General features: G+C 74.7%; 16 protein-coding genes. 8 read left to right on the top strand and 8 right to left on the bottom strand.

Translation table 11 applies throughout. The features are described from left to right. The first annotated feature begins 33 nt into the window (after positions 1–33). Positions 34–651, top strand: coding sequence for a Maf family protein (locus ACYVO2_RS17405; RefSeq protein ID WP_461008746.1), 618 nt, complete (start codon positions 34–36; stop codon positions 649–651). 9 nt (positions 652–660) lie between these two features. On the opposite strand, the gene ACYVO2_RS17400 is transcribed toward ACYVO2_RS17405, so the two are convergent. Together ACYVO2_RS17400 and ACYVO2_RS17395 are read right to left on the bottom strand one after the other, a co-directional pair. Next, positions 661–2778, bottom strand: a complete 2118-nt coding sequence (locus ACYVO2_RS17400; RefSeq protein WP_461008745.1) for a serine/threonine-protein kinase — start codon at positions 2776–2778, stop codon at positions 661–663. Positions 2779–2860: 82 nt separating this feature from the next. Next, positions 2861–3301, bottom strand: coding sequence for a hypothetical protein (locus ACYVO2_RS17395; RefSeq protein WP_461008744.1), 441 nt, complete (start codon positions 3299–3301; stop codon positions 2861–2863). A 428-nt stretch (positions 3302–3729) separates the two neighbouring features. Here ACYVO2_RS17395 and ACYVO2_RS17390 point away from each other — a divergent pair, with 428 nt between their 5' ends. Next, positions 3730–5505 (top strand): acetyl/propionyl/methylcrotonyl-CoA carboxylase subunit alpha, encoded by a 1776-nt coding sequence (locus ACYVO2_RS17390; RefSeq protein WP_461008743.1) that lies wholly within the window; start codon positions 3730–3732, stop codon positions 5503–5505. A gap of 78 nt (positions 5506–5583) precedes the next feature. Here the strand turns inward: ACYVO2_RS17390 and ACYVO2_RS17385 are convergent, their stop codons facing one another. The 3 genes from ACYVO2_RS17385 to ACYVO2_RS17375 form a co-directional block, all read right to left on the bottom strand. Further along, on the bottom strand, positions 5584–6453 hold the full coding sequence (locus tag ACYVO2_RS17385; RefSeq protein ID WP_461008742.1) for a DeoR/GlpR family DNA-binding transcription regulator: 870 nt from the start codon (positions 6451–6453) through the stop codon (positions 5584–5586). An 86-nt stretch (positions 6454–6539) separates the two neighbouring features. Continuing rightward, positions 6540–8021 (bottom strand): NAD(P)H-quinone dehydrogenase, encoded by a 1482-nt coding sequence (locus ACYVO2_RS17380; protein ID WP_461008741.1) that lies wholly within the window; start codon positions 8019–8021, stop codon positions 6540–6542. 96 nt (positions 8022–8117) lie between these two features. Further along, positions 8118–8510, bottom strand: a complete 393-nt coding sequence (locus tag ACYVO2_RS17375; RefSeq protein WP_461008740.1) for a winged helix-turn-helix transcriptional regulator — start codon at positions 8508–8510, stop codon at positions 8118–8120. 96 nt (positions 8511–8606) lie between these two features. Here ACYVO2_RS17375 and ACYVO2_RS17370 point away from each other — a divergent pair, with 96 nt between their 5' ends. Further along, positions 8607–9158 (top strand): luciferase domain-containing protein, encoded by a 552-nt coding sequence (locus tag ACYVO2_RS17370; RefSeq protein ID WP_461008739.1) that lies wholly within the window; start codon positions 8607–8609, stop codon positions 9156–9158. Positions 9159–9649: 491 nt separating this feature from the next. Then, the gene (locus tag ACYVO2_RS17365) at positions 9650–10087 is read left to right on the top strand and encodes a gamma-glutamylcyclotransferase (protein WP_461008738.1); all 438 of its coding nucleotides are present in this window, start codon (positions 9650–9652) and stop codon (positions 10085–10087) included. A 10-nt stretch (positions 10088–10097) separates the two neighbouring features. Here ACYVO2_RS17365 and ACYVO2_RS17360 read toward each other — a convergent pair whose 3' ends face one another. Beyond that, positions 10098–10949, bottom strand: coding sequence for a siderophore-interacting protein (locus ACYVO2_RS17360; protein ID WP_461008737.1), 852 nt, complete (start codon positions 10947–10949; stop codon positions 10098–10100). Between the two features lie 397 nt (positions 10950–11346). Here ACYVO2_RS17360 and ACYVO2_RS17355 point away from each other — a divergent pair, with 397 nt between their 5' ends. Beyond that, complete coding sequence (locus ACYVO2_RS17355; RefSeq protein ID WP_461008736.1) at positions 11347–12168, top strand: purine-nucleoside phosphorylase; 822 nt, start codon at positions 11347–11349, stop codon at positions 12166–12168. A 106-nt stretch (positions 12169–12274) separates the two neighbouring features. Next, a complete protein-coding gene (locus ACYVO2_RS17350) occupies positions 12275–13999 on the top strand; it encodes a phospho-sugar mutase (protein WP_461008735.1) in 1725 nt (574 codons plus the stop codon). A 37-nt stretch (positions 14000–14036) separates the two neighbouring features. Here the strand turns inward: ACYVO2_RS17350 and ACYVO2_RS17345 are convergent, their stop codons facing one another. Further along, complete coding sequence (locus ACYVO2_RS17345; RefSeq protein ID WP_461008734.1) at positions 14037–14525, bottom strand: hypothetical protein; 489 nt, start codon at positions 14523–14525, stop codon at positions 14037–14039. Between the two features lie 303 nt (positions 14526–14828). Between ACYVO2_RS17345 and ACYVO2_RS17340 the strand changes: the two genes are divergently transcribed. Continuing rightward, the gene (locus tag ACYVO2_RS17340; RefSeq protein ID WP_461008733.1) at positions 14829–15029 is read left to right on the top strand and encodes a hypothetical protein; all 201 of its coding nucleotides are present in this window, start codon (positions 14829–14831) and stop codon (positions 15027–15029) included. A gap of 466 nt (positions 15030–15495) precedes the next feature. On the opposite strand, the gene ACYVO2_RS17335 is transcribed toward ACYVO2_RS17340, so the two are convergent. Beyond that, entirely contained in the window at positions 15496–16149 is a 654-nt protein-coding gene (locus ACYVO2_RS17335; RefSeq protein WP_461008732.1) for a PH domain-containing protein, read from the bottom strand. Positions 16150–16293: 144 nt separating this feature from the next. Between ACYVO2_RS17335 and deoC the strand changes: the two genes are divergently transcribed. Next, complete coding sequence (gene deoC / locus ACYVO2_RS17330; RefSeq protein WP_461008803.1) at positions 16294–17289, top strand: deoxyribose-phosphate aldolase; 996 nt, start codon at positions 16294–16296, stop codon at positions 17287–17289. Positions 17290–17292 lie beyond the last annotated feature (3 nt).

Here is a 17292-nt window from a genome sequence, read left to right as displayed (position 1 = left end):
CCGCCGCCCGGGCCTGCCCTACTCTTGGGCGCCATGAGCGACCAGCGCACCGTGATCCTCGCGTCCGCCTCCCCCGCCCGGCTCGGCCTGCTCCGCCAGGCCGGCCTCGCGCCCGAGGTGCGGGTCAGCGGGGTGGACGAGGACGCGATCACCGCACCCACCCCGGAGGAGCTGGCCCTGGTGCTGGCCCGGGCCAAGGCGCGGGCCGTCGCCGGGCGCCTGGCCGAGGAGGGCCCGGGGGACGGCGCCCTGGTGATCGGCTGCGACTCCGTGCTCGACCTGGACGGCGTGGCCCTGGGCAAGCCCGCCGACGCGGCGGACGCCACGGCCAGGTGGCACCGGATGCGCGGCCGGACGGGCGTGCTGCGCACCGGGCACTGCGTGATCGACACGGCGAACGGCCGGGAGGCGTCGGCGACCGCGTCCACCGCCGTCCGCTTCGGCACGCCCGACGACGCGGAGATCGCCGCCTACGTGGCCAGCGGGGAGCCGCTGCACGTGGCGGGCGCGTTCACCCTGGACGGCCTGTCGTCCCCCTTCGTGGAGGGCATCGAGGGCGACCACGGCAACGTGATCGGCCTGTCCCTCCCCCTGCTGCGGCGGCTGCTCGCCGACCTCGGGGTGCGCATCACCGACCTGTGGCGGCGCTGAGCCGGCCCCTCACCAGCGCTCCCAGCGGGGGCCCGCCACGTCCAGGGCCCAGACGGTGTCGGACGTGAAGGCGTGCACCAGGTCCAGGGCAACCGGCGGGGTGCTGCGCTGGAGCAACTGCCGCCGGAACGTCCACTCCACGGCGCCGGTGTCCGTGTTCAGCGCGTACATCACCCCGGCGTCGGTGGTGGCGAACAGGGTGGCGCCCCGCGCGGTCAGCCCGCCGGCCACCGTGCCCTCGGTGACGCGCTTCCAGCGCCGCGCCCCGGTGCGCGCGTCCACCGCGTGGACGGCGTCCCCGTACGCGAAGCACAGGGCGCCGTCCACCAGGAGCAGGCCCGCGGCCACGGCGTCGTCGGAGTCGGCGGTGAACCGCCAGACCAGCTTGTCGGTGGACTCGTCGTAGGCGTTCACGCCCCCCACCGTGGGGTAGTACGTGGCCGTGGCGGTGAGCAGCGGCCCGTAGGGCACCCTGGCCAGGTCCTTCTCCCGGCGCAGCACCTTGCCGGTCCGGGTGTCGAGCATCTCCGAGGTGCGGCTGCCGGCGAAGTACACCAGCACGGCGTTCCCGCCGTCCGGGAAGCGCGCCCAGCTCATCGGCGCGTCCCAGGAGCGGCGCCACAGCCGGCCGCCGCCGCGGATGTCGAGCGCCTCCAGCACCCGCCCGCCGTCCCCGGCGACGGCGAGCACCCCCGAGTGGCCGACGTGGCTCGGCGCCCACAGCCCCTCCCCCGCCGAGTGGCGCCACAGCTCCTCGCCGGTCTCCGGGCGCAGGGCGTGCACCGTCCCGTCCCGGCAGGTGGCGATCAGCGTGTCCAGGGTGGGGAGGAGGGCGAACGGCTCGTCCGCCGCCGCGCGGCTCCACCGGGCGCCGGCGCCGCCGCCGGTCCGGTGCGTCACCCGGACCACCCGGTTGCCGGTGTCCGCGAGGAACACCCCGCCGGAGGACGCGGCGTGCACCCCGCTGCGCAGCGCCGTGCCGTGCCTGTACTGCCACGACGGCTGCGCCAGGTCCTCGTCCCACGGCTCGCCGAGCCTGCCGCCGGTGCCCTTGTAGTACAGGCCGGCCGCCACCGCCGCGGCGCCCAGCAGCGCCAGCGCCCCGCGGCGCCCCGGCACCGGCCGCGCTTCCCGGGGCGGCGCCACGGCGGTGGGGCCGGGCGCCGCCCCGGTGCCGGCCGGCTGCCCGGACGCCGGCCGCCGGGGCGGGAGGGTACCGGTGCGCCCGCCCTCGTCCGACTGCTCCGCCTCCAGCGCCCGCTCCGCCGCCCGCACCAGCGCGTGCAGCACTCCCGGCGGCAGCCACCCGGGTCCCGGCCGCTCCTCCGCGGCCCCCGCCAGCTCCAGCACCCGGTCCAGGTCCGGCCGGTCCTCGGGCCGCTTCTCCAGGCACGCCAGCACCGCCGGCAGCAGCCCGGGCGGCACCCCCGCCAGCTCCGGCTCGCCCATCTGCACCTGGTAGAGCACCGCCGCCAGGTCCGCGCCGCGGAACGGCGGCCGGCCCGTGGCCGCGAACGCCAGCACCCCGCCCAGCGAGAACACGTCGCTCGCGGCGTCCACGGGCCTGCCGTCCGCCTGCTCCGGCGACATGTAGGCGGGGGTGCCGATGGCGTCGCCGTCCCGGGTGAGCAGGCTGGCGTCCGGGTGGCGGGCGATCCCGAAGTCGATCACCCTCGGCCCGTCCGCGGTCAGCAGCACGTTCGACGGCTTCAGGTCCCGGTGCACCAGCCGCACCGCGTGGATCGCGCGCAGCGCCTCCACGAGCCCCGCCGCCAGCGCCCGCACGGTCCGCTCCGGGAGGTGGCCGAACTCCTCGACCGCGTCCTCCAGGGAGAGGCCGGGCACGTAGGCGGTGGCCAGCCACGGGATCGGCGCGTCCGGGTCGGCGTCCAGCACCGCCGCGGTGTACCGGCCGTCCACCTTCCGCGCGGCGGCGATCTCCCGGGTGAAGCGCTTGCGGAAGTCCCCTCTCCCCGCGTGGGCGGCGCGCATCGTCTTCACGGCCACGGTACGGCCGTCGGCGCGCCCCCGGGCGAGGTACACCACGCCCATGGCGCCCGCGCCGAGCCGTCCCAGCAGCAGGTACCCGCCCAGGCGCACCGGGTCGTCCGGCAGCAGCGGTTTCACAGCCTCCCCCGTCCGTGTCGCGGTCGCACCGCGATTCTGGCGGACCGGCACGGCGGAGGCAGCCCGGTTGCCGCGACGGGGCTCAGACCAGGCTCGGCCGGCCCGGGGGGACGTCGCCCGGCGCGGGCCCGCCCTCCTCCGTCCCGTCGTCGCCGAACAGCATCACGGCGAAGATCAGCAGTCCGAGCAGCACCATCGTCCAGGTGAACACGAGCCAGCCGACGAGCGCGGCGGCGACGGCGCCCAGCACCCCGTGCACCACGGCGGTGACCACCGTCAGGATCCGCCCGGTCCGCCCCGGCACCCGCCCGGTGGCCGCCGCCCGGACCAGGATCACCGCGACCCCGATCAGGTACAGCGCCATCGCGCCGCCCAGGATCCAGGTGCCCACCGACATCACCGCGGGGTCGCTGCCCGCGAGCGACATCTCCTGCCGCTCCACGACGATCCCGAGCACCCAGTTGACGACCGCGATCCCCACCGCCTCGACCAGGAGCATGACCGCGGCCACGGCCAACGCCATGCGTCGCACTCCGTCACCTCCCGTCCAGTCGTCCCCCGTCCCGCGCGGAGGCGGGCGAACCGCCGCCCGGCGCGGGCCAACCATGGCGCGACCGAACCTACTAATCAGTAAGGTCCACGACAAGAGTCCGGCGCGCATCACCCGCTCGCCGCGCATCCGGACGGCGAACCCGCAAACTTTGGAGAGTCTGGCAGTGGGAAACCGACAAAGAATCCAGAGATGCGCGAGAGTGGTTGGTTAGACATGGCGGCGGCGTGGGACAACGCGGGGCGCCCCCCGGCACCCCGCGTACCCTGGCTCATCAGTGCGTCCGAGCCCTCGCGCACCCGCAAGGTCACCGTCCGTGTGTGCAAGGTCACCTGGGAGGGCGGCTCGGCATCACGTGTCGGCAGTACCTAAACTCACGTAGGTTCAAGAAGGGAGCCATCGTGCGCAAGGTGCTCATCGCCAATCGCGGGGAGATCGCGGTCCGCGTCGCTCGCGCGTGCCGGGACGCCGGGATCGGGAGCGTCGCCGTCTACGCGGACCCGGACCGCAACGCACTGCACGTGCGGGTCGCCGACGAGGCCTTCTCGCTGGGCGGCGACACCCCGGCCACCAGCTACCTCGACATCGGCAAGGTCCTCAAGGCCGCGGCCGACTCCGGCGCGGACGCCGTGCACCCGGGCTACGGCTTTCTCTCCGAGAACGCCGAGTTCGCCCAGGCGGTGCTGGACGCGGGCCTGACCTGGATCGGCCCGCCGCCCGCCGCGATCCGCTCGCTGGGCGACAAGGTCGCGGCCCGCCACATCGCCCAGGCCGCGGGCGCCCCGCTGGTGGCCGGCACACCGGACCCGGTGTCCGGGGTCGAGGAGGTCGTGGCGTTCGCCGAGGAGCACGGGCTCCCCATCGCGATCAAGGCCGCCTTCGGCGGCGGCGGGCGCGGCCTGAAGGTCGCCCGCACGCTGGAGGAGATCCCCCACCTGTACGAGTCCGCGGTGCGCGAGGCCGTGGCCGCGTTCGGCCGCGGCGAGTGCTTCGTCGAGCGCTACCTCGACCGGCCCCGCCACGTGGAGACGCAGTGCCTGGCCGACACCCACGGCAACGTCGTGGTGGTCTCCACCCGTGACTGCTCCCTCCAGCGCCGCCACCAGAAGCTGGTGGAGGAGGCCCCGGCCCCCTTCCTTTCGCCCGAGCAGAACGCGCAGCTCTACCGCGCCTCCAAGGCCATCCTCAAGGAGGCCGGCTACGTCGGCGCGGGCACCTGCGAGTTCCTGGTCGGCCAGGACGGCACGATCTCCTTCCTCGAGGTGAACACCCGCCTCCAGGTGGAGCACCCGGTCACCGAGGAGGTCACCGGCATCGACCTGGTCCGCGAGCAGTTCCGCATCGCCGACGGCGAGGCGCTCGGCTACGACGACCCGCCGGTGCGCGGCCACTCGTTCGAGTTCCGGATCAACGGCGAGGACCCGGGCCGCAACTTCCTGCCCGCCCCCGGCACCGTCACCGTCTGGGCGCCCCCGTCCGGGCCCGGTGTGCGCCTGGACGCCGGAGTGGAGGCGGGCTCCGTGATCGGCCCCGCCTGGGACTCGCTGCTCGCCAAGCTCATCGTCACCGGCCGCGACCGCGCCCAGGCGCTCCAGCGCGCCGCCCGCGCCCTGGCCGAGTTCCAGGCCGACGGCATGGCCACCGCCCTGCCGTTCCACCGCGCGGTGGTCGCCGACCCGGCGTTCGCCCCGGAGGTGAACGGCGACGAGGGCCCGTTCCGGGTGCACACCCGCTGGATCGAGACCGAGTTCGACAACACCATCCCGCCCTTCGCCGCCGCCGTGCAGGCACCGGACGAGGAGGACACCGCCGCCCGGGAGACCGTGGTGGTGGAGGTCGGCGGCAAGCGCCTGGAGGTCACCCTCCCGGCGGGCCTGGGCATGGCCTCGGGCGCCGTGGCGGGACCGGCGAAGAAGGCCCCCAAGCGCAAGGCCGCCAAGAAGGCCAGCACGGCCGTGTCCGGCGACTCCCTCGCCTCCCCGATGCAGGGCACGATCGTGAAGGTCGCCGTGGAGGAGGGCCAGGAGGTGGCCGAGGGCGAGCTGATCGTCGTCCTGGAGGCCATGAAGATGGAGCAGCCCCTCAACGCGCACCGCTCCGGCACGATCAAGGGCCTGACGGCCGAGGTCGGCGCGACGGTGAGCGCGGGCTCGGTCCTGTGCGAGATCAAGGACTGAGGACCGGCACGGTCCCACACGGCGGCCGCCCGGCCCGGGAAGCTCCCGGGGCCGGGCGGCCGCCGTTTCCGCGCGCGGTCAGTTCCGCCGGGAGGCGTACGACCCCGACTGCTTGCGCTGCCCCGGCACGGGCACCTCGCGGCGGCGGGCCGGCTCAGGGGCGGGCTTGACCGTGGCGCGCTCCACCCGCACCCCGCGGTCGGCCAGGGCCTCGATCTCGGTCGCGGCCTGCTCGGCCGACTGCGGGGGCTCGTTGGTGACCAGATGGGTGATGCGCTCGGTCGGGACCGTCTGGAACATCGTGTCGGACCCGAGCTTGGTGTGGTCGGCGAGCACCACCACCTCCGCCGCGGCCTGCACCAGCGCCCGGTCCACGCTGGCCGCCAGCATGTTCGACGTGGACAGGCCGCGCTCGGCGGTCAGGCCCGCCCCGGAGATGAACGCCCGGCGCACCCGCAGCCCCTGGAGGGACTGCTCCGCGCCGCTGCCGACCAGCGCGTAGTTGGTGCCGCGCAGGGTGCCGCCGGTCATCACCACCTCCACCCGGTTGGCGTGCGCGAGGGCCTGGGCGACCAGCAGGGAGTTGGTGACGACCGTCAGGCCGGGGACCCGGGCCAGCCGCCTGGCCAGCTCCTGGGTGGTCGTCCCCGCACCCACCACCACGGCCTCGCCCTCGCCGACGAGGGCCGCGGCGCGGTCGGCGATGGCGGTCTTCTCCGCGGCGGCCAGATGCGACTTCTGCGGATAGCCGGCCTCCCGGGTGAACCCGCCGGGCAGCACGGCCCCGCCGTGGCGGCGGTCGAGCAGCCCCTCCGCCTCCAGCGCCCGCACGTCCCTCCGTACGGTCACTTCGGAAGTCTGGACGACACGGGCGAGCTCACGGAGCGACACGGCTCCGTTGGCCCGCACCATTTCGAGGATCAGTTGGCGACGCTCTGCTGCGAACACGAAACTGACAGTAACGCGGATGACCGTCTGCTTTCAGCAGCTTCCACCTATTACCGGAAATTGTTCACAAGACGCCGCCCGGAGTGCTATAGGGCGTCCTCCTGCCCCTTGCGCGTGTGCAACTGCCGCGCCACCTCGGCGATCGAACCGGAGAGCGACGGGTAGACGGTGAACGCCTTCGCCACCTGCTCCACCGTCAGATTGTTGTCCACCGCGAGCGAGATCGGGTGGATCAGCTCGCTCGCCCGCGGCGAGACCACCACGCCGCCCACCACGATGCCGGTCCCCGGGCGGCAGAACAGCTTCACGAAGCCGTCCCTGATGCCCTGCATCTTCGCCCGCGGGTTGCGCAGCAGCGGCAGCTTCAGCACCCGGGCATCGATCTTCCCCGCGTCCACGTCCGCCTGGCTGTAGCCGACGGTGGCGATCTCCGGGTCGGTGAAGACGTTGGACGCCACCGTCTTCAGGTTCAGCGGGACGACCACGTCGCCCAGCATGTGGTACATCGCGATGCGGCCCTGCATGGCCGCCACCGACGCCAGCATCAGCACACCGGTGCAGTCGCCCGCCGCGTACACGCCCTGCGCGGAGGTGCGGGAGACCCGGTCGGTCCACACGTGCCCGGAGTCCTTCAGCCGGACCCCGGCCTCCTCAAGACCGATCCCGGCCGTGTTCGGGATGGACCCCACCGCCATCAGGCAGTGGCTGCCGCGGATCACCCGGCCGTCGGAGAGGGTGACCTCCACGCCGTCGCCGGTGCGGCCCGAGGGCCCGCTGTAGTCCGAGACCCGCTTGACGCTCTCCGCCCTTGACCGCGCCATCACGTTCATGCCGCGCCGCCGGAAGACGTCCTCCAGCACGGCCGCCGCGTCCGGGTCCTCGCCCGGCAGCACCCGGTCCCGGCTGGAGACCAGGGTGACCTTCGAACCCAGCGCCTGGTACGCGCCCGCGAACTCCGCGCCGGTCACACCGGACCCGACGACGATCAGCTCCTCGGGCAGCTCCTCCAGGTCGTACACCTGGGTCCAGGTGAGGATCCGCTCCCCGTCGGGCGCCGCGTCCGGCAGCTCCCGCGGATGGGCACCGGTGGCGATCAGCACCGCGTCGGCGAGCAGCGTCTGCGTGCCGCCCTCGGCGGTGCGCACCACCACGCGCCGCGCCCCGTCCGCGTCCTGCCCGCCCTCCAGCGCGCCGTGCCCGCGCACGACCCGCCCGCCCGCGCGGATCACCGACTGGGTGATGTCGTGCGACTGCGCCAGCGCCAGGCGCTTGACGCGCCGGTTCACCTTCCCCAGGTCCACGCCCACGACCCGCGCCTGCTGCTCCAGCGGCGGGGTGTCGTCGGCGACGATGATGCCCAGCTCCTCGTAGGAGGAGTCGAAGGTCGTCATCACCTCGGCGGTGGCGATCAGCGTCTTGGACGGCACGCAGTCGGTGAGCACCGAAGCCCCGCCGAGCCCGTCGGCGTCGACTACGGTCACCTCCGCGCCGAGCTGCGCGGCCACCAAGGCCGCCTCGTATCCGCCGGGTCCGCCGCCGATTATCACGATCCGAGTCACGAGGCCCATTGTCCCGCACCCCTCCCTCGCCCACCCACCTGGGCCGTGCCATGCACCTGCCCGGCGGCGGACGGGGTACTCCGCGCGGCCGGGGACGCGGCCGGCTCAGCGCGCCTCCGCGGCGCCCGCGTCGTAGGCGCGGCGGGCCGACTCGATCGCCGGCATGTGGACGTCCGACCAGCCGACCAGGGCGGCGAAGACGGGGCCGAGGCTCCGCCCGACCTCGCTGATCTCGTACTCCACCCGGGGCGGGATCTCCGGGTGGTACGTCCGCCTGACCAGCCCGTCCCGCTCGAGCTGCCGCAGCCGCTGGGTGAGCACCTTGGAGGTGACCGGCCCGAGGAGGCGCTGGAGCTCGCCGAACCGCAGCCGCCCGTGCTCCCGCAGCACCCACAGGATCGGCGCGGTCCAGCGGCTGAACACCAGATCCACCACGGGCCCGATCGGACACGCCTGATCCGCGTCCTCGGTGTGCCCGGTGCGCTCGTCCACCGCCATCACTTCCCCAGGTGAAAGCCAGTATCTCCTAGGAACCTACAATACTCACGATGCTAACTTCCCTCGCGTCGGCACGACGACGACGAGGAGCACCCGATGCAGCTTCCCTTCCGCGAGGGCGACCGGCCCAGGACCGGCCCCAGCGTCCCGCACGTGCAGTTCACCCAGACCAGCCCGCCGCCGCTGAGGGCCGAGCTGAAGCGCTGGATGTCCACCGAGCTGCCGGGAACCACCACCGGCCCGAGCGAGATCTCCGACCCGGCGAAGATGCGGCGCTGGGCGGCCACCGCCCTGCCCGACCTCCCCCTGCCCGACGAGCTCCCCGACGAGAACGCGTGGGCGCTCTTCCTGGACGGCACCCCTCCCCCGCCCGGCGCGGTCCTCATGCCGCCGCGGCTGACCGCGGAGTTCGCCCACATCCACCCCGACGGCAGCCTGCACCTGTCCCTGTCCGCCTCCGACCAGCGGGAACTCCTGGACAAGGGCTGGGGCGAGCTCCACCCGCTGCACTCCCCCCACGTCAACGTGGTGATGCTCTACGCCCCCCGCACCGAGGCCGAACTCCCCGTGGCCCACACCGTCCTGAGGGCGGCTCACCGCTACGCCACGGGGACGGACGCCTTCACCCCGCACAGAGCGGACCGCTGAGCCGGCCCCCGGCGGTGTCGGAGCACACCCGCTGACACCACCACGTCCCGCACGCCGCCGAGGCCGGGGCCGGGGCCGGGGAGCGGGGCAGGAGGAGCGCCGGGTCGCGGGGCCAGGACGCCAAGACCCCGAGCCGAAAAGCGGCCCCCGCCGTCTGTGGGACGCCTTGGAGCGCGTCCGGCGGACATGGGAGGAGGGCGGTCGGTTCCCCCTTCATGCGCTGCGGGTCCGGCTCACGTCGGAGGGCGGCACTCTGACCGGCCCCGACGGCTCCTGGACGTTCACCGTCTGAGCCACCGCCCCATCCGCATCGGTCCGGGTGAACGGCGGGAGCCGTCTCCCACCGTGCCGGGTCCGGAGCCGTTGGTGTGTGGACGGCCGGCCGGTGGGGCAGCCGTCCGCCGCGGGGGCGCCTGCCGTCTCCCACCCGTCACCTCCCGTCCCCCGGGGCCCGGTGGGATCGTCGTGGCGCTCCCTTACCCTTAGCTCTTATGTCGCTCTACGCCGCCTACGCCGGAAACCTCGACGCGCGGCGGATGGCCCGCCGGGCCCCGCACTCGCCGCTGCGCAGCACCGGCTGGCTGATCGGGTGGCGGCTCACCTTCGGGGGTGAGCACCTCGGGTGGGAGGGGGCGCTCGCCACGCTGGTGGAGGATCCGCTGTCGGAGGTGTTCGTGGCGCTGTACGACATGGCGCCGCTGGACGAGCCGTCCCTGGATCGCTGGGAGGGCATGCAGCTCAACCTGTACCGCAAGATGCGGATCCTGGTGCACACCCTGGACGGCGACGTGCCGGCGTGGACGTACGTGCTGAACGACTACGAGGGCGGCCTGCCCTCGGCCCGCTACCTGGGCGACATCGCGGACGCGGCCGAGTCGGCGGGGGCCCCGCACGACTATGTGATGGAACTGCGCAAGCGGCCCTGCTGAACGGCGCCCGTCACGCGGACGCCTCGGCCAGGGCCTCCGCCTGGTCGGCGGTGTCCTCGGCGGTGGGGGCCTCGTCCTGGGCGAGGTGCAGCCGCCAGTAGCCGGTGAAGGCGACGTCCCGCTTGTCGATGCCGCGCTCGTTCACCAGGTGGCGGCGCACCGCGCGGACCGCCGACGCCTCCCCCGCGACCCAGGCGAACACCGGCCCGTCGGGGAACCGCGCCCCGCGCACCGCGTCGATCAGCGCCGTGGACCGGCCGGCCGGGGTGGCGCCGCGGTGCAGCCAGTGCACCTCGACGTCGCCCGCGCCGTCCCAGCGCTGCTCCTCCGCGGCGTCGGCGACCTCGGCGTACACCAGGGCGCGTTCGCCCGGGGCGAGGGCCTCGACCAGCGCCGCCATCGCGGGCAGCGCGGTCTCGTCGCCCACGAGCAGCCGCCAGGCGCCCTCCCGGGGTGTGCGCAGGTGGCTGGGCGCCGGGCCGACGAGGCCGATGACGTCGCCGGGGCGCGCGGCGGCCGCCCACCGCGTCGCGGGGCCCTTGCCTCCGCCCTCGCCGTGCAGCGCGAAGTCGATCTCGATCCGCTGCCGGTCGGCGAGGTGCCGGCGGACGGAGTAGGCGCGCATCCAGGGCCGCACGGGCTCCGGTATCGCCAGGTAGCTCTGGTACCAGCGGACGGTGTCGCCGTCGGCGGGCGGCTCGGGCACCGCCGGGACGCCGCCGTCGCGGGCGAAGAACAGCTTGACCTGCTGGTCGGGGGCGAGCGAGGTGAAGTCGGCCAGGCTGTCGCCGCCGAAGGTGATCCGCCGCATGCCCGGGGTGACCTGCTCCGTGGCGACCACGTGGAGCTCGGCGTAGATCATGGCTGTGCGCCTTCCTGTCGGCGGGGGTGCTGGGTGCGTCCCGGTGGGGTCCGGTGTGACGCGGCGGGGGGCGGGGGCGGGGCGCGGCGGTTCCGGGCGCGGGGCGGGGCGTCGGCCGCCGGGCGGGGCCGTGGTGGACGACACGGAGGGACGGGGGTGCCGATCGTCCGGCGCCCACCGAGAAAGTTAGGGTTACCTTACTTAAGGGTTGATCGGTCTCGCAATCACCGGACGTGGCGGGCGGCCCGGGCGGGGAGCCCGGCGTGATGCCCGGGCATGTAGCCGCGCCCGTCGGGGCGCCGGAGCGCGGGAAGGCAGCGGCGCGCGGCCGGGCGAGGTGACGGCGGCGCGGGGCCGCGTCTACGCGCGTAGGCGTAGACGGGATAGGCTCGGCGGCGTGAACGCTTCTGCTGACCCCGACATCATCTCCGACCCCCACGCCGCGGCCGACGCCGCCGCCGGCCGACTGCGCGCGCTGACGGGCGTGGAGAGCCACGACGTCGCCCTGGTGATGGGCTCCGGATGGGTCCCGGCCGCCGACGCGCTGGGCGAGCCCGCACACGAGTTCCCCGTCACCGACCTGCCTCACTTCCCGCCGCCCGCGGTGGAGGGCCACGCCGGCCGGATCAGGTCGGTGGCCATCGGCGGCAAGCAGGCCCTGGTCTTCCTCGGGCGCAACCACCTCTACGAGGGCCGCGGCGTCGCCGCCGTCGCGCACGGCGTGCGCACCGCGGTGGCCGCGGGCTGCAAGACCATTGTCCTCACCAACGGCTGCGGCGGCCTGCGCGGCACCTTCTCCCCCGGCCAGCCCGTCCTGATCAGCGACCACATCAACCTCACGGGCACCTCCCCCATCCTGGGCGCCAACTTCGTCGACCTCACCGACCTGTACTCACCGCGCCTGCGCACCCTGTGCCGGGAGATCGAGCCCACCCTGGAAGAGGGCGTGTACGTCCAGTTCCGCGGCCCCCAGTACGAGACGCCCGCGGAGATCGCCATGGTCCGCGCGATCGGCGGCGACCTGGTGGGCATGTCCACCACCCTGGAGGCCATCGCCGCCCGCGAGGCCGGGGCCGAGGTGCTCGGCATCTCCCTGGTCACCAACCTCGCCGCGGGCATGACCGGGCAGCCCCTCAGCCACGAGGAGGTGCTGGAGGCCGGACGCTCCTCCGCCACCCGCATGGGCGCCCTGCTCGCGCAGGTGCTGGAGCGCATCTGACCGGCGTGTCCCACTCCACACGGTGACCGCCGGAGCGATACGGCGCACCCGGGGTATCAGCGCAGCGAACCCTCAACCTTCACAGAACCACGCGAGGAGCCGAGACGTGGGAACCGATCTGGAGCAGCGGGCCCGAGCCTGGCTGGCCGAGGACCCCGACCCGCAGACCCGGGAGGAGCTGCGCGCGCTGCTCGACGCGGCGACGGCGAGCCCGCCGGACGACAAGGCCGCGGCCGAGCTCGCCGACCGATTCTCCGGGCTGCTCCAGTTCGGCACCGCGGGCCTGCGCGGCGAGCTGGGCGCGGGCCCCAACCGGATGAACCGCGCGGTCGTCGTCCGGGCCGCCGCCGGGCTCGCCGCCCACCTGAAGCGGGAGGCCGGCGAGGACGGCGCGTCCGCCGACACCCTGGTGGTGATCGGCTACGACGCCCGGCACCGCTCGGCGGACTTCGCGCGGGACACCGCCGCCGTGATGACCGGCGCCGGGCTGCGCGCCGCGCTGCTGCCGCGCCCCCTGCCCACGCCGGTGCTGGCGTTCGCCGTGCGGCACCTGGGCGCGGCGGCCGGGGTGATGGTGACGGCCAGCCACAACCCGCCGCGGGACAACGGCTACAAGGTGTACCTCGGCGACGGCTCGCAGATCGTGCCGCCCGCCGACGCCGCCATCGCCGCCGAGATCGCCGCGGTGGGCTCGCTGGACGACGTCCCGATGGCCGAGGACGGCTGGGACGTGCTCGACGACTCCGTGGTGGAGGCGTACCTGGACCGCGCCGCCGGGGTCGTGGACGGCAACGGGCCGCGCGACGTGTCCGTGGTCTACACGCCGCTGCACGGGGTGGGCCGCCAGGTGCTGACCGAGGCGTTCGCCCGGGCGGGCTTCCCCGCGCCCGCGGTCGTGGCCGAGCAGGCCGACCCGGACCCGGACTTCCCCACCGTGGCCTTCCCCAACCCGGAGGAGCCCGGCGCCATGGACCTGGCGTTCCGGCTCGCCGAGCGGGTCGCGCCGGACATCGTGATCGCCAACGACCCGGACGCCGACCGGTGCGCCGTCGCCGTGCCCGTGGGCCGCGGCCCGGGGGGCACCTCGCCCGACGGCGGCTGGCGGATGCTGCGCGGCGACGAGGTCGGCGCCCTGCTCGCCACGCACCTGGTGGGCAAGCGGGCCGGCGGCTCCTTCGCCACCACCATCGTCTCCTCCTCGCTGCTGTCGAGGATCGCGGGCGCCGCCGGACTGGGCTACGCCGAGACGCTCACCGGCTTCAAGTGGCTCGCCCGCGTCCCCGGCCTCGCCTACGGCTACGAGGAGGCGCTCGGCTACTGCGTGGACCCGGCCGGGGTGCGGGACAAGGACGGGATCACCGCGGCGCTGCTGGTGGCCGAGCTCGCCGCCGCGCTGAAGGCGCAGGGCCGCACCCTGTCCGACCTGCTGGACGACCTGGCGGTCGAGTACGGCCTGCACGCCACCGACCAGTTGTCCGTGCGGGTCGCCGACCTGTCCGTGATCGGCCGGGCCATGGCCGCCCTGCGGGAGCGGCCCCCGGCGCGGCTCGGCGGGCTGCGGGTGACCGCGGCGGACGACCTGCGGCGGGGCGCGGGCGGGCTGCCGCCCACCGACGGCCTGCGGTACGCGCTGGCCCCGGCGGAGGGCGACGAGCAGGTGGCGTCCGCCCGGGTGGTGGTGCGGCCCAGCGGCACCGAGCCCAAGCTGAAGTGCTATCTGGAGGTCGTGGTGCCGGTGCCCGCGGCGAACGCCCTCACCGGGGCCAGGGCGCTGGCCGACGCCACCCTGGAGCGGCTGAAGGACGACCTGGCCCGCGCGGCCGGGATCTGAGGGCGGCGGCATTTTCGGGGCGAGCCGGGCCCGCGCGTCAGAAGACGAACGGGCCCGGCTCCTGCTTGGACGTGGCCGTGCAGGTGATCCGGTAGCCGAGCACGACCGCGCTCAGCGACTGGCCGCCGAGGTAGGAGTCCAGCCGGTCCCCCGCCCGGACGTTCCCCTTCAGCGGCCCGGACCGCACCGGCTCGCCCCTGGCCAGGGCCGGGTTGTCGTGGCCCTTGAAGGTGACGGTGCCGCCGCCGTTCCTGGCCAGGGTGAGCTTGGTCGTCAGCACACCGCTGAACAGGGGCACCGGCGCCTTGAAACCGGGCAGCCGCACCTCCACGGTGGCGTCGGTGCCGTGCTTGGCCGCCGCCAGCTTCACGTCCCCCACCCGGTCCGCGCACCGGTACGTCGCCGTGACGGTGCCCGGCCGCACCGCCACCCCGCGCGGCCCGGTCTGCGACGACAGGGCGAACGCTCCGACGAGCACCATCGTGGCGATCACTGAGGTCCCGACTCGGGTCGTGGTGGTGAGCACGGCGGTCCTCCCAGGGCGGCGAGACACGGGCACGGTGACTCATCACGGTCCGTCAACACCATTGACCCTAAAGTCACCCGTGCGGCCATGCGCCCCCACACCACCCCCGTGAGTGATCCTGCTGGCCCAGGTGCAGGACAGCGGCGCGCGGGGGCGGCGCACCCGTCGCAGCAGGGGACGGCCGGGGCCGCCGCCGGATCGAATGCGGGCGGAAGCGGGACGCTCGCCGCGATACTCGGGCAACGGCCGTACGAGAGGTGACGATCGCCATGTCCGAGGCTGCCGGAATCCGTCGAGGGACGGGTGGGCGAACGCGGGACGTCGGCCCGCACCACGGCCGCCACCGCCCACCGGGACACGATGGACCGGCTCCGCGAGCTCGGCGACCGGCTGGAGGCCGAGTACGGGCCGGTGACCGAGCAGGAGATGCGGGCCGCGCTGGACCGCATCGCGGCCATCGACGCCTGGCACGCCCGGCGCCGTGGACCTGAGCCCGCGGCGTGACCCCGGATCGCGGCGCGGCCGGTGTCCACGGCGGTGCGGGTGCGGGTGCGGCGGATGTCCGCACTCGGCTCGGCGGCCTTCTCCGAGGCGGTGCGGGGTGACCGCGATCATCTGAGCCGCGCCCACGGCTCACCACCGCCGCCCTCGCCACCGGCGGCGCGCGGAGCCCCCCGGAACCGGAATCCGTCCCGCGTGGCGGTCGTGCACACCGACGACCGGCCCGTCCGCCCGTCCCGTGCCCCGGGACACCGCCGTCCACGGACACGAGCACGCCATCGACGCGCTTCTCGCCGCGGTGGCCCGCACCGCGGCGGACCGGGGTCGGCCGGTGACCGTCCTCACCTCGGACGCGGACGACCCGGGCGAGCCGCTCGGGCAGCGGCCGACCGGAATCGACAGGCTCCGACCCGCGCCCCGCCCGGTGCGCCCCGCACCGGCGCCTCCTCCCCCGGCGGGGCCGCTGCGATCAGCCCGTCGCCAGCAGCACCAGCAGGACCACCGCGCCCGCCAGGGAGGGGGCGAGGACCTCGAAGGCCCAGCGGACGGTGGTCTCGCCGGTCGCGCCGGGGCGGTCGCGGTTGCGTTCGGCGAGCTCGCGCAGCTCGTCCACCGCCATGTCGGCCCACGCCCGGTACGGCACCTCCGCGGCGCCCGGGGTGTGCGCGGAGGTGCTGGTCCTGCCGAACGGGTCCTCCGCCGCGGCCCTGGCCTGCCGCCGGGCCGCCCGCTTGCGCTGCCGCAGCGACACCGGGATCGCCCAGAGCTGGTACCTGCGGCCGTCCGCGAACACCTCGGTGGAGTAGCCGGACCGCAGGTCCTCCACGGCCGCCCAGGGCAGGGTGACGGTGCGGAACGGGTTGCGCACCACCAGCCGGTCGTCGCTCGCGAACACCGCGGGGCGCAGCGTGAAGGCGATGGCCAACGGCGCGCCGAGGAGCAGCCCGGCGAGCGCCAGCCACGGCACCATGCCCTCCCCGTGGAGCACCGCGTCCCCCACCAGCCACACGCCGATGGCGAGCATCACCACGCCGGTGATGATGGCCATGGTCGAGCGGTAGGCACGGGCCGCGTACACGGGGTCGGAGGCCTGGGCCTCGGGAGGGGTGTCGGGGCTCGTCATGGTCCCGATTCTGCCGGACGCCCGGGGCGGACCCGACTCGGTGAGGTTGCGGTCCCGCATCGATGGCGGGGTGCGCGGGGAGCGGCTGGGCGGACCCGGGGGAGGACATGCCGCTACGCGTGTAGATATGCTCGTCTGGTGAGCATGCCCACGGTTCCCGCACACAGCCCCGACGCGGCCGCCCGCCTGTCCGGGATGGCGGACGTCACCGCCTCCGACAGCGCGCTGCGCCGCTTCCTGCACGGGTTGCCCGGAGTGGACGCGGTCGGCCTCGCGGCCCGCGCCGCCTCGCTGGGCACCCGTTCGATCAAGACGACGGCGAAGGCGTACGCCATCGACCTGGCCGTCTCCATGGTGGACCTGACCACGCTGGAGGGCGCCGACACCCCCGGCAAGGTCCGCTCCCTGTCCGCGAAGGCGGTGCGCCCCGACCCGGCCGACCCCTCCGTCCCGTCCGTCGCCGCGGTGTGCGTGTACCCGGACATGGTCCCGTTCGCCCGCCGGGCCGTGGACGGCTCCGGGGTGAAGGTGGCCTCGGTGGCCACCGCGTTCCCGTCCGGCCGCGCGGTGCGCGCCGTGAAGCTCGCCGACACCGAGCACGCGGTGGCCGCGGGCGCCGACGAGATCGACATGGTGATCGACAGGGGCGCGTTCCTCTCCGGCCGCTATCTGGAGGTCTTCGAGGAGATCCGGGCGGTCAAGGCCGCCTGCGCCCGCGGGGACGGCGCGGAGCCGGCCCATCTGAAGGTCATCCTGGAGACGGGCGAGCTGTCCACCTACGACAACGTGCGCCGCGCCTCGTGGCTGGCCATGCTCGCCGGCGCCGACTTCATCAAGACCTCCACCGGCAAGGTCGCGGTGAACGCCACCCCGCCGGTCACCCTGCTGATGCTGGAGGCGGTGCGGGACTTCCGCGCGGCCACCGGGGTCCAGGTGGGGGTGAAGCCCGCCGGCGGCATCCGCACCACCAAGGACGCGCTGAAGTACCTGGTGATGGTCAACGAGACGCTGGGCGGGGAGTGGCTCACTCCGGACTGGTTCCGCTTCGGCGCCTCCAGCCTGCTCAACGATCTGCTGATGCAGCGGATGAAGCTCGCCTCCGGCCGGTACGCCGGTCCCGACTACGTGACGGTGGACTGAGTT

The sequence above is a fragment of the Streptomyces capparidis genome (assembly GCF_054782095.1).
The sequence above is the reverse complement of the archived record's forward strand: the minus strand, read 5'-3'. Positions and strand labels throughout refer to the sequence as shown.

Coding starts and splice junctions, on each gene's coding strand:
- ACYVO2_RS17360 (WP_461008737.1), bottom strand. CDS start 10,949: ATGATCTACGCCGAGCTCCACGTGGTCGCCACGGAGCAGGTCACCCCG.
- ACYVO2_RS17405 (WP_461008746.1), top strand. CDS start 34: ATGAGCGACCAGCGCACCGTGATCCTCGCGTCCGCCTCCCCCGCCCGG.
- ACYVO2_RS17395 (WP_461008744.1), bottom strand. CDS start 3,301: ATGGCGTTGGCCGTGGCCGCGGTCATGCTCCTGGTCGAGGCGGTGGGG.
- ACYVO2_RS17365 (WP_461008738.1), top strand. CDS start 9,650: ATGTCGCTCTACGCCGCCTACGCCGGAAACCTCGACGCGCGGCGGATG.
- ACYVO2_RS17335 (WP_461008732.1), bottom strand. CDS start 16,149: ATGACGAGCCCCGACACCCCTCCCGAGGCCCAGGCCTCCGACCCCGTG.
- ACYVO2_RS17370 (WP_461008739.1), top strand. CDS start 8,607: ATGCAGCTTCCCTTCCGCGAGGGCGACCGGCCCAGGACCGGCCCCAGC.
- ACYVO2_RS17375 (WP_461008740.1), bottom strand. CDS start 8,510: ATGGCGGTGGACGAGCGCACCGGGCACACCGAGGACGCGGATCAGGCG.
- ACYVO2_RS17380 (WP_461008741.1), bottom strand. CDS start 8,021: ATGGGCCTCGTGACTCGGATCGTGATAATCGGCGGCGGACCCGGCGGA.
- deoC (WP_461008803.1), top strand. CDS start 16,294: ATGCCCACGGTTCCCGCACACAGCCCCGACGCGGCCGCCCGCCTGTCC.